General features: G+C 58.9%; 14 protein-coding genes. 10 read left to right on the forward strand and 4 right to left on the reverse strand.

Going from position 1 to position 15191, the window contains the following annotated elements; all coding sequences use genetic code 11:
* The first annotated feature begins 156 nt into the window (after nt 1-156).
* From acs to KGB23_RS29380, 5 genes are all read left to right on the forward strand, one after another.
* The gene (acs, locus tag KGB23_RS29360) at nt 157-2094 is read left to right on the forward strand and encodes an acetate--CoA ligase (RefSeq protein WP_223433601.1); all 1938 of its coding nucleotides are present in this window, start codon (nt 157-159) and stop codon (nt 2092-2094) included.
* 65 nt (nt 2095-2159) lie between these two features.
* The gene (locus KGB23_RS29365; RefSeq protein WP_223433602.1) at nt 2160-3032 is read left to right on the forward strand and encodes an oxygenase MpaB family protein; all 873 of its coding nucleotides are present in this window, start codon (nt 2160-2162) and stop codon (nt 3030-3032) included.
* Between the two features lie 206 nt (nt 3033-3238).
* Nucleotides 3239-4255, forward strand: coding sequence for a class I SAM-dependent rRNA methyltransferase (locus KGB23_RS29370; protein WP_223433603.1), 1017 nt, complete (start codon nt 3239-3241; stop codon nt 4253-4255).
* A 93-nt stretch (nt 4256-4348) separates the two neighbouring features.
* Nucleotides 4349-7300 (forward strand): DUF748 domain-containing protein, encoded by a 2952-nt coding sequence (locus KGB23_RS29375; RefSeq protein ID WP_223433604.1) that lies wholly within the window; start codon nt 4349-4351, stop codon nt 7298-7300.
* Nucleotides 7300-7596 carry a DUF2845 domain-containing protein gene (locus KGB23_RS29380; RefSeq protein WP_123367810.1) on the forward strand — a complete coding sequence of 99 codons (297 nt, stop codon included), beginning with the start codon at nt 7300-7302 and terminating at the stop codon, nt 7594-7596. Before KGB23_RS29375 ends, KGB23_RS29380 begins: the two co-directional genes overlap by 1 nt.
* 301 nt (nt 7597-7897) lie before the next feature.
* On the opposite strand, the gene KGB23_RS29385 is transcribed toward KGB23_RS29380, so the two are convergent.
* Together KGB23_RS29385 and KGB23_RS29390 are read right to left on the reverse strand one after the other, a co-directional pair.
* Nucleotides 7898-8251, reverse strand: coding sequence for a BON domain-containing protein (locus KGB23_RS29385; RefSeq protein WP_223433605.1), 354 nt, complete (start codon nt 8249-8251; stop codon nt 7898-7900).
* A gap of 309 nt (nt 8252-8560) precedes the next feature.
* Nucleotides 8561-8992 (reverse strand): pilin, encoded by a 432-nt coding sequence (locus tag KGB23_RS29390; RefSeq protein ID WP_223433606.1) that lies wholly within the window; start codon nt 8990-8992, stop codon nt 8561-8563.
* Between the two features lie 227 nt (nt 8993-9219).
* Between KGB23_RS29390 and pilB the strand changes: the two genes are divergently transcribed.
* The 5 genes from pilB to yacG are packed head-to-tail and all read left to right on the forward strand — an operon-like array spanning nt 9220 to nt 13831.
* Entirely contained in the window at nt 9220-10920 is a 1701-nt protein-coding gene (gene pilB, locus KGB23_RS29395) for a type IV-A pilus assembly ATPase PilB (protein WP_223433607.1), read from the forward strand.
* Nucleotides 10921-10922: 2 nt separating this feature from the next.
* Nucleotides 10923-12140 carry a type II secretion system F family protein gene (locus KGB23_RS29400; protein WP_223433608.1) on the forward strand — a complete coding sequence of 406 codons (1218 nt, stop codon included), beginning with the start codon at nt 10923-10925 and terminating at the stop codon, nt 12138-12140.
* Nucleotide 12141: 1 nt separating this feature from the next.
* On the forward strand, nt 12142-13014 hold the full coding sequence (locus KGB23_RS29405) for a prepilin peptidase (RefSeq protein ID WP_223433609.1): 873 nt from the start codon (nt 12142-12144) through the stop codon (nt 13012-13014).
* Nucleotides 13011-13634, forward strand: coding sequence for a dephospho-CoA kinase (gene coaE / locus KGB23_RS29410; protein WP_223433610.1), 624 nt, complete (start codon nt 13011-13013; stop codon nt 13632-13634). Before KGB23_RS29405 ends, coaE begins: the two co-directional genes overlap by 4 nt.
* Nucleotides 13631-13831: a DNA gyrase inhibitor YacG gene (gene yacG / locus KGB23_RS29415; protein WP_046049370.1), complete on the forward strand. Its 201-nt coding sequence runs from the start codon at nt 13631-13633 to the stop codon at nt 13829-13831. Before coaE ends, yacG begins: the two co-directional genes overlap by 4 nt.
* Nucleotides 13832-13834: 3 nt before the next feature.
* Here yacG and KGB23_RS29420 read toward each other — a convergent pair whose 3' ends face one another.
* Together KGB23_RS29420 and KGB23_RS29425 are read right to left on the reverse strand one after the other, a co-directional pair.
* On the reverse strand, nt 13835-14050 hold the full coding sequence (locus tag KGB23_RS29420) for a hypothetical protein (RefSeq protein WP_033054332.1): 216 nt from the start codon (nt 14048-14050) through the stop codon (nt 13835-13837).
* 63 nt (nt 14051-14113) lie between these two features.
* A complete protein-coding gene (locus KGB23_RS29425) occupies nt 14114-14803 on the reverse strand; it encodes an energy-coupling factor ABC transporter permease (RefSeq protein ID WP_008153325.1) in 690 nt (229 codons plus the stop codon).
* Nucleotides 14804-15191 lie beyond the last annotated feature (388 nt).

A 15191-nucleotide genomic window follows, 5' to 3' on the forward strand; every position in this document is an offset into this window, starting at 1 on the left:
GCTCGCGAAGGCAGTTTGTCATTCAGCATTTATGTCGACTGACCCACCGCCTTCGCGAGCAAGCCCGCTCCCACATTGGTTTTGTGTCTGGCTTGAACCCTTTCGCTACTCGGCGCATCTTTATTACTTGTCGCAAAACAAGAATAAGGAACCGTCATGTTCGATATCAGCACGTTCCCCCAAGCCGATGCCGTCCGCCGGGCTGCACAATTAAGTCAAGACGACTACAAGCGCCTGTACCGCCAGTCCATCGAACATCCCAGCACCTTCTGGGCCGAACAGGCCACACGCTTTCTCGACTGGAGTAAGCCGTGGGATACCGTCCAGCGCTATAACCTGAAAACCGGTGAGGCGAGCTGGTTCGCCGGCGGAAAGTTGAATGTCAGTTACAACTGCATCGACCGTCACCTGGAAAAGCGCGGCGATCAAATCGCGATCATCTGGGAAGGCGACGACCCCGCCGAATCCGCGCAGATCAGCTACAAAAAACTTCATCACAACGTCTGTCGCCTGGCCAACGTGCTCAAAAGCCGTGGCGTGAAGAAAGGCGACCGCGTGTGCATCTACATGCCGATGATCCCCGAAGCTGCCTACGCCATGCTCGCCTGCACGCGCATTGGTGCGGTGCATTCGGTGGTGTTCGGTGGTTTCTCTCCGGACTCTGTGCGTGACCGGATTCTCGATGCCGACTGCCACACCGTGATCACCGCCGATGAAGGCGTGCGCGGCGGTAAAGTCGTGCCGCTCAAGCAGAAAGTCGACAAGGCGCTGCACAGTTGCCCGAACGTCAGCACCGTCATCGTGGTCGAGCGCACCCAAGGCGAAGTGGACTGGGTCGAGGGCCGGGACATCTGGTATCACCAGGCGCTGCGCGACGTCAGCGACGATTGCCCGCCTGAACCGATGGACGCCGAGGACCCGCTGTTTATCCTCTACACCTCCGGCAGCACCGGCAAACCCAAAGGCGTGCTGCACACCACCGGCGGCTATCTGCTACAAGCGGCGATGACCTTCAAGTACGTGCTCGACTACCGCGACGACGAAGTTTTCTGGTGCACCGCCGATGTCGGCTGGGTCACCGGCCACAGTTACATCGTCTACGGTCCGCTGGCCAACGGCGCGACCACGCTGATCTTCGAAGGCGTACCGAGCTACCCGAGCGGCTCGCGCTTCTGGCAGGTGATCGACAAGCACCATGTGAACATTTTCTATACCGCCCCGACCGCCCTGCGTTCCCTGATGCGTGAAGGCCCCGAACCGTTGAAGGAAACCTCCCGCGCGAGCCTCAGATTACTCGGCACTGTCGGTGAGCCGATCAACCCGGAAGCGTGGGAGTGGTACTTCAATGCCGTCGGCGAACAGCGTTGTCCGATCGTCGATACCTGGTGGCAGACCGAAACCGGGGGCATCATGCTCAGCCCTCTGGTCAGCGCTCAACGAATCAAACCCGGCTGCGCCACGCAACCAATGTTCGGCGTGCAACCGGTGCTGCTCGATGAAGTGGGCAAGGAAATCAAAGGCGCCGGCAGCGGCGTGCTGGCGATCAAGTCCAGCTGGCCGGCGCAGATCCGCAGCGTCTACGGCGACCCGCAACGAATGGTCGACACCTACTTCAAGCCCTACCCCGGTTACTACTTCACCGGCGACGGCGCACGGCGCGATGAGGACGGCGATTACTGGATCACCGGGCGCATTGACGACGTGATCAACGTCTCCGGGCACCGCATCGGCACCGCGGAAGTGGAAAGCGCGCTCGTGCTGCACGACAGCATCGCCGAAGCGGCGGTGGTCGGTTACCCCCACGACGTCAAGGGCCAGGGCATCTACGCCTTCGTCACCCCCATGAACGGCACCGAACCCAGTGACGAACTGAAGAAAGCATTGCTCGCTCACGTCAGCGAGGAAATCGGCAGCTTCGCCAAACCGGACCTGATCCAGTGGGCGCCGGCCTTGCCGAAAACCCGTTCGGGCAAGATCATGCGGCGCATTTTGCGCAAGATCGCCTGCAACGAACTGGACAGCCTGGGCGACACCTCGACCCTGGCTGACCCGAGCGTGGTCCAGGAGTTGGTCGATAAACGCCTGAACCAATAATCGCTTGTTTCAAAAGCCTGCGCGGCCGTTAATGGCCGCGCCTCCTTTTCCGCCACTGAGTCGCCATGGAATTCATCCGAACCCGTATCGAAACCCAGATCATGAGCCTGACCGGTCTGTCGCTGGGCAAGCTCGACCTGGAAAACCCCAAGGGCGATCCCGGCCTGTTCGGCCCCGATTCGGTGAGCTGGCAAGTGCATGGTGACTTCAGCAGCATGCTGATCGGCGGCATCAGCGCCCTGATGCTGCAGGCACTGCATCCACTGGCCCTGGCCGGGGTCTGGGACCATTCGAATTTTCGCGAGGACATGCTCGGCCGACTGCGCCGCACCGGGCAGTTCATTTCCGGCACCACCTTCGGTTCGCGAAAGGACGCCGACTGGCTGATCGAGAAAGTCCGCACCATCCACCTGCAAGTGACCGGCACGGCACCAGATGGCCGGCCCTACACCGCCAGCGATCCCGATCTGTTGACCTGGGTGCACGTGGCCGAAGTCAGCAACTTCCTCGCGGCCCATTTGCGTTACCGCAATCCGAACCTTTCCCTTGCTGATCAGGACCGTTACTACGCGGAAATCGCGCTGGTCGCCGAACGGCTCGGCGCCCGTGACGTGCCGCGTTCGCGGCAGGAAATTGCCGATTACCTTGAACGCATTCGCCCACAGCTACTGTGCGATGAGCGCAGTCGAGAGGTGTTACGGCTGTTGTTGAACGCCCCGTCCCCCAGCCGTTTGGCCAGACCTTTCGGCGGTTTGATGATGAAGGCCGGGATCGACCTGCTGCCGGACTGGGCCAGTGACATGCTTGGCGTCAGCCAGAGCCCGCTGCAACGCAAGCTGATCCGCGCCAGCGTCAATCGCAGCGTGCCGATGCTGCGCTGGGCGGTGCGTAACGGCTCGGCGCACCGGGCCAAACGACGGATGGGTTTGCTCACCTGAGCTCAGGCCCTACACAAAATAACGCTGAATGTCGGTTATCTGTGGCGAGGGAGCTTGCTCCCGCTGGGCTGCGAAGCGGCCCCATAACCTCTGTACTTGTCGAAGATTTTGCGAGCGCTTCGCACTCGAGCGGGAGCAAGCTCCCTCGCCACAGGTGCAATGCTGTTAAACTCCCGCGCCAAATTCCCTCCTGCAAGGCGCCCAGCATGTCTTCCTTGAATCAGGCGCTGCGCGCCGCCCTCGATCGTCGCCAAGACCTGCTGGCCGAACTGCATCAGCAAGGCACCGATTGCTATCGCCTGTTCCACGGCAGCCAGGAAGGCGCCGGCGGCCTGACGATCGACCGCTACGGCCCGCAATTGCTGGTGCAAAGCTTTCACCAGTCGCTGGAACGAGATGCGCTGCTGCAACTGCATGACACCATCAATCAGCACCTGGGCCTCGAAACGCTGCTGGTCTACAACGATCGCTCCCGTGGCAACTCGCGCATTGACCGTGAAGACACCGTCTACCGCGCCGACGAAGCCGCCCTGCAAGACTTGATCGGTCACGAATGGGGCTTGAATTACCGGGTTCGCGGCCGTCACGCCGGCCAGGATCCGCTGCTGTTCCTCGACCTGCGCAACACGCGCGGCTGGGTCAAACAGCACAGTAAAAACAAAAGTGTGCTGAACCTGTTCGCCTACACCTGTGGCGTCGGCCTGAGTGCTGCGGCCGGTGGCGCGAGCGAAGTCTGCAACCTCGACTTCGCTGAAGGCAACCTGGCTGTCGGCCGTGAGAACGGCCTGCTCAATCCGCAGTTGCCGACCATGGACTTCATCCAGTCCGACTACTTCCCGGCCATCCGCCAGTTGGCCGGCCTGCCGATCAGCCTGCGCCGCGGGCAAAAACTGCCGAGCTATCAGCGTCTGGAACAGCGTCAGTACGACCTGGTGCTGCTGGATCCGCCAGCCTGGGCCAAGAGCGCTTTCGGCACCGTCGACTTGCTGCGCGACTATCAAAGCCTGCTGAAGCCGGCATTGCTGACCACCGCCGACAATGGCGTGCTGATCTGCTGCAACAACCTGGCAAAAGTCAGCATGGACGATTGGCGTGAGCAGGTTTTGCGTTGTGCAGAGAAAGCCGGTCGTCCAGTTCGTGAATGGACAGTGATGAAACCGGGCGGCGATTTTCCGTCAATGGATGAGCAGCCGCCGCTAAAAACCCTGATTCTGCAACTCTGAGATTCGTCCGAAAAATCATATAATTCCTATAAAGCTTGATCACTTCGGAACCGGAAACGCGTGCCATACTCCAACGCACTCCGATTCAGACAGATGAAGCCACACATGCCCAAAGGATTGATTAGCGCTATTGGCGCTCTGTTGACCGCTCTAGCCCTCTACAGCCTGCTGGGGTTTCTGATTTTGCCGGGCATCGCGTTGCGGGTGGCCAATCAACAATTGGCCAATTACGCAACGACGCCCGCGACGATTCAGCGGATCGAACTCAACCCGTTCAGCCTTGAAGTGACCCTGTGGGGCCTGATCATCGGCGAGCCGGGCAAGGAGCAGGTCGGCTTCGAGCGACTGTATGCAAACTTGCAGATCGACAGCCTCTGGACCAAGGCGCTGCACCTGTCCGATATCGAAATAGACAAACCCAAGACCGAAATCCTCTTCGGCAAGGACGGCAAGCTCAATCTGCTTGGCCTGTTCAAAATCCCCGCCAGTGAACCGACCCCGGCCGACCCGAACGCCAAACCGTTCCCGTTGCGCATCGAGCGGATCAAACTGGCCGGCGGTGTCGTGCACTTCCAGGATCAACGCCCCAGCGAACCCATCGAATTCCTCTACGACAAACTCGACTTCGAACTGAAAAACCTCAGTACCCTGCCTGAAGACAGTGCCGACATGACCTTGGTGGCCATCGGCCCGGCAGGTGGACAGATCGACTGGACCGGCAATTTCAGCCTGATCCCGATCGCCTCCGAAGGTAAGCTGAAGATCACCGATGGCAAGATGAAATCCTTTTGGCCCTATGTGCGTGACGCGGTGCCACTGGTGCTTGAAGACGGCGTCCTCAGCCTGAGCACCGACTACAAACTGAACCTGGCCAAGGAGACCGAGCTGCTGTTGAGCAACGTCGCCGTCAGCATCGCGCCGTTTGCGATCAAAGCACCAGACGGTCGACCGCTGGCGAAGCTTGAGCGGCTGGACATCAGTGACACCACCGTGGACCTGGCCAAGCAGCAAGTGGTCGTCGGCAAGATCCGCAGCCAGAAACTGGAAACCTGGGCCGCCCTCGAAGCCGACGGGCAACTCGATTGGCAGAAACTGTTCGCCAGCCAACCGTCCAAAGAAGCCGTCAAAGCCAAGGCCGAGCCGGCCAGCACGCCGGCAGCCGCCGATTCACCGAAACCCGAACCGGCGCCACCGAGCAAGCCATGGCAAGTGCTGCTCAAAGACGTGCAACTGCGCAATTACCAAGTGCATCTGGCTGACCGCAAGGCGCAACCCGCCGTAGCGCTGGATGTCGGCCCGTTGAACCTGGACCTGCAGAATTTCGATAGCCTCAATGGCTCGCCTTTTAACCTCAAGCTCGATACGGGCGTGGGCAAGCAAGGCAAGATCACGGCAGACGGTATCGTCAATCTCGCCCCGGTCAGCGCCAGGTTAAACGTACAAACCAAGGACATCGACCTGCGCGTCGCCCAGTCCTACATCACCCCGTTCATTCGCCTGGAACTGCGCAGCGGCATGCTCGGCAGTGATCTGGCGGTCGATCTGAAAAGCACCGAGCCGCTGGCATTCAGCGTCACCGGCCGTGCTCAGGTCGATCAACTGCATACCCTCGACACCCTCAAAACCCGCGACTTCCTCAAGTGGCAGCAGTTGGTGCTTGAAGGCCTGAACTATCAGCACGGCGACAGCCTGTCGATCGACAAGGTCAACCTGTTCCAGCCTTATGCGCGCTTCATGATCAACGATGACCGCACCACCAATATCGATGATCTGCTGATTCCGCAACCGCCCGACTCAGGCGCCAAAACTGCTGAGGCCAAACCTGCCAGCAAGGAAAAACCGCTGGGCATCCACATTGGCGGCATTGCCATCAATGACGGCTCGGCCAACTTCGCCGACTTCAGCCTGACCCCGAATTTCGCCACGGCCATTCAACAGCTCAATGGGCAAATTGGCACCATCGACAGCCGTCAGGCGAAACCGGCCAGCGTCGATATCAAAGGCAAGGTCGACCGTTATGCACCGGTCACCATCAAGGGCTCCGTCAACCCGTTCGACCCGATGGCCAGCCTCGACATCGCCACCAGTTTCAAACGTGTTGAACTGACCACGCTCACGCCCTACTCCGGCAAGTTCGCCGGTTACCGCATCCGCAAGGGCCGCCTCAATCTCGACCTGCATTACAAGATCACCAACGGCCAACTCCTGGCCGAAAACAAAGTGGTGGTCGAGCAGCTGCAACTGGGTGAAAAGGTCGACAGTCCAGACGCCGTGAGCCTGCCGCTGAAGCTGGCGATCGCGTTGCTCAAGGATGTCGACGGCAAGATTTCCATCGAGCTGCCGGTGAGCGGCGACCTGAACAACCCGCAATTCAGTGTCATGCCTATCATCTGGCAGACCCTGCGCAACCTGATCGTGAAGGCCGCCGCGGCGCCCTTCAAAATGATTGGCGGGCTGGTCAGTGGCGGTGGTTCAGAAGATTTGGGCACTGTGTCGTTCGCCCCGGGCTCAAGCGACCTGAGCAAGGATGCCGAGGGTTCGCTGGTGAAACTGTCCCAGGCCCTCAAGGAACGTCCGGCCCTGCGCCTGGAAATCGAAGGCACGGCGGCTGCAAGCAGTGATGGCCCGCTGATCGCCGAGCAACGTCTGGAGCGGGAATTCCAGTACAACTACTACAAAATGCTCCAGCGTCGCGGTGACAAGGTGCCGGCTCAGGCTTCATTGCTGGAAGTACCGGATAACGAGAAAGGTCCGCTGCTGGAAGGGATCTATCGCACGCGCCTGAAGACGCAGCCACCCGCCGAATGGAAGGATCTTGGCAAGGAAGAACGCACGGTAAAAATGCGCGAAGGCGTGATCAAGTTCTGGAGTTCCAGCGACGTGCTGTTGCGTCAGTTGGGTCAGGAACGCGCCAGCAGCATCAAGGACTATCTGGTCGACAAGGGTCAGTTGGCCGATGACCGCGTGTACTTCATCGACGCTAACCTCGGCGAGGCGGAAAGTGACGGTCGGGTGGTTACGCCACTGCATCTGGACGCCGAGTGATGGGCGCGAAATGGCTGATGAGCCTGGCTCTGGCGATGGCCGCCAGTCAGGCCTCGGCAGCCGATACCCTGCGCTGCGGCAGTCAATTGGTCAGTGTCGGGGACAGGTCCAGCGAAGTGTTGCAGAAATGCGGAGAACCGGTCAGCCGTGATCTGTTGGGCTACAAGCGCAGCGCTAACCGACGGGAAGAGTTTCAAGTCGAGGAATGGACCTACGGGCCCAACGGCGGGATGTACCAGTACCTGCGTTTTGAAGGTAATCGTTTGAAGCAGATCACCAGCAAGCGCGGTAACTGAACCCACCACAACCCTAATGTGGGAGCGGCGGTGCGACGATTCGACTTGCTCGCGAAAGCGGTGTGTCAGTCCACATCAATGTTGTATGTGAGTCCGCATTCGCGAGCAAGTCGAATCGTCGCACCGCCGCTCCCACATTTTGTTTTGCGTCGCTCAAAAATAGAACAGGCCCCTGACACGAATGCCGGGGCCTGTAATGGCCACATCCTTATGGCCTTTCGCATGAACTCTCCTGAGGCGGCAGACGTATTGCTCGGCCCGTCTGCCGCGCCTTCTCCCAGTCCAGGCGAGAAGCCTTGCCTTACTCGGCTTTCAGGCCGTCAGCGGAGACCGCTTTGACGCCTTTGATTTTCTTGGTGATCGCCACGGCGGTGGCTTTCTGAGCGTCAGTTACCGCAACGGTAGACGACAGAGACACTACGCCTTTGTTGGTTTCGACTTTGATGTCGGTACCAGGAATGCCTTTTTCAGTCACCAGGTCTGTTTTGACTTTGGTGGTGATCCAGGTATCGGAAACATCCTCTTTCGCTTCAGTAACCTCACCAGCGGCCAGCATCATAGGTGCTTGAGTGGCTTGGGTTTGAGCAAATGCAGCGTTGGCCATGGTCAGGGTCAACGCGGTAGCAGTAGCGGCAGCGATAGCGAACTTCTTCATACGAGTAACTCCTGTTTTTCATAAAGTCTGCTGCGTGTCTTGTCAGCAGGGTTACTGGAGATATTGCGAACGCTGTGCCAACTTTGAGACAGACAATAAATACATATAAATCAATAGTTTATAAAAACACCTGATTTTCGGATTCATGCAAAATGCATGACTTCAAAATTATCGACATGCAAGTTGCGGGTTTTACCGCAGGCCTAAGGCCATGAATTGTTGGAAGTTTTCTCAATTACTCGATTTTTCCCCGAACGGCGAACAAAAAAATGCCCCGTCAAACAGACGAGGCATGTTCAACCAGCCAGATTACGCGCCGCTGCCGGGGCAGCCTTTTGGTGCGAAGTCAGCGTTAACCGTGCTGGTACACGTCCAGGCACCCGCCGTGTTCCCTGATGAGCGAGTCAGTGTGATGGTCTTGCCCAACACCGGTCCTGGCGCATTAACCAGCGTACACGTGATCGTGCCTGCACCGTCTGTAGCCGTCCCTGAAGCAGCCAGCGTGCAATTGGAGGTCGTCGCCGTCGCGTTACCTGCAACCAATAGCAATGTAGGGTTGGTGCCTTGGTTGATGATGTCTTCGAAAGGCACTTTCAACGCGCTGATCTCAGCCAGCCCCGCCGTGACTTTGGCCCGGGCCTGGTACTTGGAATATTGCGGCAACGCAAACGTCGCCAGAATCCCGATGATCGCCACCACGATCAGCAGCTCGATCAGGGTAAAACCTTTTTGAGTCTTCATAGACAAGCTCCATGCATGAGTCGAAATCTCATGATCTGAACTAGCCGCAGCACAGCCCATGCCAAAGCGCCGCGCCCCCTGTTGGCGGGGACGTGAGGCGAGTGCAACGCCCTTTCCTACCCCCAGAATCCGCACTATCTGACACTTTTTGTCACCTGAACGCCGCTGGTTTGGTTCCTTCCCTTGACTAGGCTATAAGTCATGAACTGTCTGCGTCCGGTATCCCAATGAATGACATCGCCCTTAGCGGTCTGGCCAAGCAATTGGTCCTGGCCGAGCTGCTCACTGACAAAAGCGCGCAACAGGCGTATCAGCAAGCCCAACGCAACAAAATATCCCTGGTCAGTTATCTGGTGCAGAACACACTGGTGAAGAGTCGCCAGGTCGCCGAGATCGCTTCGGAACACTTCGGCATGGCCTTGCTCGACCTCAACTGTCTGGACAAGGAAACCCAACCCAAGGGTCTGGTCAGCGAGAAGCTGATTCGCCAGCACCACGCCCTGCCCCTCTGGCGGCGCGGCAACAAATTATTTGTGGGCGTTTCCGACCCGACCAATCATCAAGCCATCAATGACATCCAGTTCAGTACCGGGCTGAATACCGAAGCCATCCTGGTGGAGGAAGACAAGCTCAGCGACGCCATCGAAAAATTCTTCGACACCCAAGGCACCGGCCTGGAAGACATGGCCGACGTTGACCTCGATGGCGTGGACATCGAGTCGATCGATGACAACAAGCAAGACGCCATCGCCGGACAGGATGCCGATGACGCGCCCGTGGTGCGCTTCGTCCACAAGATGCTGCTGGATGCGATCAAAAGCGGCTCTTCCGACCTGCATTTCGAGCCCTACGAAAAAACCTACCGCGTGCGGATGCGCACCGACGGTATCTTGCGTGAAGTCGCCAAGCCACCGATTCACCTGGCCAATCGCATCGCCGCGCGGCTGAAAGTCATGGCCAGCCTCGACATCTCCGAACGGCGTCGGCCTCAGGACGGGCGGATCAAGATGCGCCTGTCCAAGAGCAAATCCATCGACTTTCGGGTCAATACCCTGCCGACCCTGTGGGGCGAGAAAGTGGTGATCCGGATCCTCGACCCGTCCAGCGCTCAAATGGGCATCGACGCCCTCGGCTATGAGCCCGATCAGAAAGACCTGTACATGGCCGCCCTCAAGCAGCCACAGGGGATGATTCTGGTGACCGGGCCCACCGGCTCGGGCAAGACCGTGTCGCTCTACACCGGGCTGAACATTCTCAACACCGTGGACATCAACATCTCCACCGCCGAAGACCCGGTTGAGATCAACATGGAGGGCATCAACCAGGTCAGCGTCAATCCCAAACAGGGAATGGATTTCGCCCAGGCGCTGCGCTCGTTTCTGCGTCAGGACCCGGACGTGATCATGGTCGGCGAGATCCGCGACCTCGAAACCGCCGAAATCGCCATTAAAGCCGCCCAGACCGGACACCTGGTGCTGTCGACCCTGCACACCAACAGCGCCGCCGAAACCCTGACTCGCCTGCACAACATGGGCATTGCGGGTTTCAACATTGCCACCTCGATCAGCCTGATCATTGCCCAGCGCCTGGCACGCAAGTTGTGCAGCCAGTGCAAGAAACCCATCGATATTCCCCGGGAGGCGCTGCTCAGGGAAGGCTTCCCCGAGGAACGCATCGGCTCATTCACGATCTATGAGCCTGTCGGTTGCGATCAGTGCAACGGCGGTTACAAAGGCCGAGTCGGGATTTACGAAGTGGTGAAGAACACACAGGACCTGCAACGGCTGATCATGGCCGAAGGCAATTCACTGGAAATCGACAGTCAAATGCGTAAAGACGGCTTCAACGACCTGCGCACGTCAGGCTTGCTCAAGGCCATGCAAGGCATCACCAGCCTTGAAGAAATCAACCGGGTCACCAAGGACTGAATATGGCGGTCAAAGCAGCAAAAATCAGCGTCTATGCCTGGGAAGGCACAGACCGCAAAGGCACCAAAATGACGGGCGAATTGAGCGGTCAGAATCCGGCGTTGATCAAGGCCCAATTGCGCAAGCAGGGCATCACCCCCGGCAAGGTACGCAAGAAGTCCACCTCGATTTTCAACCTGGGCAAGCGCATCAAGGCCCAGGACATCGCCCTGTTCACCCGGCAGATGGCGACCATGATGAAGGCCGGTGTACCGCTGTTGCAGTCTTTCGACATCATCGGTGAAGGCTTCGATAACCCGGCCATGCGCACACTGATTGACGAGGTGAAACAGGAAGTCGCGGCGGGTAACAGCTTCGCCGCCTCCCTGCGCAAAAAGCCTCAGTATTTCGATGAGCTCTACTGCAACCTGGTCGATGCCGGCGAGCAGGCCGGTGCCCTCGATACCCTGCTGGAGAGAGTCGCGACCTATAAGGAAAAAAGCGAAAGCCTCAAGGCCAAGATCAAGAAAGCCATGACCTACCCACTGGCAGTGGTGTTCGTCGCGATCATTGTGACCGGGATTCTGCTGGTCAAAGTGGTGCCGCAGTTCGAATCGGTGTTCAAAGGGTTTGGTGCCGAATTGCCAGCCTTCACGGTGATGGTCATCGGCCTCTCGGAGTTCATGCAGGACTGGTGGTGGGCGATGCTCGGCGTGCTGATCGCGGCCATCTTCGGTGTGCGCCACGCGTTTAAAACGTCGCAAACCTTTCGGGATCGAATGGACACCTGGCTGCTGAAATTGCCGCTGATTGGCACGCTGATGTACAAATCCGCCGTGGCCCGTTACGCCCGCACGCTGTCGACTACCTTTGCGGCGGGTGTGCCACTGGTGGAAGCCCTGGATTCGGTGGCCGGCGCCACCGGCAACATCGTGTTCAAGCGCGCGGTGCTGCGCATCAAGCAGGACGTATCCACTGGGATGCAACTGAACTTCTCCATGCGTGCCTCCGGCATTTTTCCGAATATGGCGATCCAGATGACCGCGATTGGCGAAGAGTCCGGCGCGCTGGACGATATGCTCGACAAGGTCGCGAGCTTCTATGAGGACGAAGTGGACAACATGGTCGATAACCTCACCAGTCTGATGGAGCCGTTCATTATGGTGGTGCTGGGTGTTATCGTCGGTGGCCTGGTGGTTGCAATGTACCTGCCCATCTTCCAACTCGGCACAGCGATCTGACATGCCCTTGAACGACATTCTGACCCTCCACCCATTGACCTTCGTGATCGCAGCCCTGTTGGTCGGCCTGCTGATTGGCAGCTTTCTCAATGTGGTGGTCTGGCGCCTGCCAAAAATGCTTGACCGCGAATGGCGTGAGGAGGCCCGTGAAGTGTTGGGCTTGCCAGGCGAAACACCACTGCCAACCTTCAACCTGATGCTGCCCCATTCCCAGTGCCCACATTGCGGCCATCGAATCCGCGCCTGGGAAAACATTCCGTTGCTCAGTTATCTGTTTTTACGGGGGCGATGCTCGAACTGCGCAGCAGCCATCAGCAAGCGCTACCCGCTGACCGAACTGGCCTGCGGACTGCTCTCGGCGTTCATCGCCTGGCATTTCGGTTTCGGCTGGCAAGCCTGCATGGCGCTGCTGCTGAGCTGGGGGTTGCTGACCATGAGCCTGATCGATGCCGAGCATCAACTGCTACCGGATGTGCTGGTGCTGCCGCTGATATGGTTGGGGCTGATCATCAACAGTTTCGGGCTCTTCGTGTCCCTGCATGAAGCGTTGTGGGGCGCGGTGGCCGGTTATATGGCGCTGTGGTCGGTGTTCTGGCTGTTCAAGCTGATCACCGGCAAGGAAGGCATGGGCCACGGTGATTTCAAGCTGTTAGCGATGTTCGGCGCCTGGGGCGGCTGGCAGATCCTGCCTCTGACCATCCTGTTATCGTCGATGGTGGGCGCCGTTGTCGGCGTGATTTTGCTGCGTTTGCGCAATGCGAAAACCTCCACACCGATCCCCTTCGGACCCTATCTGGCAATTGCCGGCTGGATTGCCTTGCTCTGGGGTGGTCAAATAACCGGCTTCTATTGGCAGTTTGTCGGTTTGAAATGAATACCCCTGTGGAAAAACCCTGGATTCTCGGCCTGACCGGCGGCATCGGCAGCGGCAAAAGCGCGGCTGCCCAGCACTTCATCGACTTGGGCGTACACGTGGTGGATGCCGATCATGCGGCACGTTGGGTGGTGGAGCCGGGGCGCCCGGCGCTGGCCAAAATCGCCGAACACTTCGGTCCCGGCGTATTGCAAGCCGACGGACAACTGGATCGCGCGGCGTTGCGCAAACTGATCTTCGAAGTGCCAGACGAACGCCGCTGGCTCGAAGCGTTGCTGCATCCGTTGATCGCCAAGGAAATCGCCGATCATCTGGCCAAGGCACAATCGCCTTACGCGATTCTGGTTTCGCCGCTGCTGATCGAGTCCGGGCAGTACGCCACGACCCAACGGGTTCTGGTGATCGATGCCCCGGAACACCTACAGATCGAGCGCACCCTGCAGCGTGACCAGACCAGCGAGCAACAGGTCCAGGCGATCCTCAAGGCCCAGTCCAGCCGACAGGACCGCGTAAGCCACGCCGACGATGTGGTGGTCAACGACCGCGACCTCGCCTGGCTGCACAGCGAGGTCGAACGCCTGCATCACTTTTACCTTACTTTGCGTGGAGGCCAGTCATGAGCCAAATCCCAACCGTCGATTGCCCAACCTGCGGCGCCCCTGTTGAATGGAGCCCAGAAAGCAAATTCCGGCCATTCTGTTCGGACCGTTGCAAGCTGATTGACCTGGGCGCCTGGGCGTCGGAAGAACACAAGATTCCGGTCAGCCCGGATGCCGAAGACGACCTGTTCAGCGAAGACTTCGAGCCGCGTCACTGATCTTCAAGGCCGCATAAAACCGTAGTCCTGGCTGTCATCGAGGTTTTCCGCAAGAAAACGCAACTCATCGGCCAGGTCTTCGGCGCTGCGCACTGCCTTGCTCTGTTGCACCACTGCACTGAGCAAGGCGCGCAGGCTCAATCCCGGATCAAACCCCACTTCCTGCGCCCCATCCAGACTCTGACGCAACTCCTGCCTTGCCCATTCGTAGACACTCATTTCGATGCTCCTGAAGGTTTTCCCGAGCATGGATTCGTGAGCGATTTTTGCCTTTGATGTGGATCAAGATTTGGGATCGTCGTCTTTCCAGGGGGCCGAAAGGTAGCGCGTGCGATTGAACGTCTCCAGCCACTCGGGACAGAAAACCACCAGCGCACTGACCACCATGCCGTTGATGAACGCTTCCGGGAAAATCAGCAGCCACAGATATCCGACAAAATCTTCCAGCCAATAGGGCATGGCAAAACGTTCGTCGAACCACAGCAGCCACAGCGCCAACAGCAGGCATAGCAATGCCGACAGCGCCGCTGCAAAAAATCCGGACACGAAGATATACACAAAGGGATTACGCGGTTGCGCTCGCTCCACCAGGATCGCGCAGCACTCGGTGACCAGCACCGGCAGCAGAATCAGCAGCGCGCCGTTGACCCCCATCGCCGCCAGATCCTGCCGCCCGAGCAGCACTAGTCCCGCTTGCGCGACCAACCCGCCGACAATCGCCAGCGGCCAGTCGAGCAACAGGGTCACGGCGGTCATGCCGATAAAGTGGTAGGACACGCCGGTGTCGAAGTCTTGTCGCACCAGCCAAAGCATGAACAGCGCGAACACCGTACCGAACAACAGATGCTGACGGCGACTGTCGCTGAACAGTTCGACCCACGGTGCTCGCGCAACGGCCCAGATCAGCACCGGCACATAGATCAACCAACCCGCCGTGAGGGTTTCGGGTGACAGTAACTCGGCGCCGATCATGGCTGGGCACACTCCCTTGTCTTGCCGAAAGAGAACAGGCCTTCAGTCTACACCGCCCCTCGAGCGCCCTTCGGCTTCAGGCCGGCACACACATTTGTGGTGAGAGGGTTTGCTCTGGGGGGCGCTCTACTATTGGGGTACATATCCGGTTCTGCGGTAACGGCTGATTACGGTTTCGCTTTTACAGCGAGTCACTTGGAAAAGCCCCAAGTAACCAAGGGCTTCTGCCCCTCCATTCGGTGCCTCGCCTAGGCTCGGCATGCCCTCACTCCGGCATTGCTCCGGGGGCCCGCCGCCATCGGCCATCCATGGCCGGGGGCGGCTACCGCGGCATCCTTGCCGCGGTGCCCCCTGCGCAACGCCTGCGTTCGGCCTCTGGGAAAGGGGC

The sequence above is a fragment of the Pseudomonas sp. GL-B-26 genome (assembly GCF_019947405.1).
Lineage (GTDB): Bacteria > Pseudomonadota > Gammaproteobacteria > Pseudomonadales > Pseudomonadaceae > Aquipseudomonas.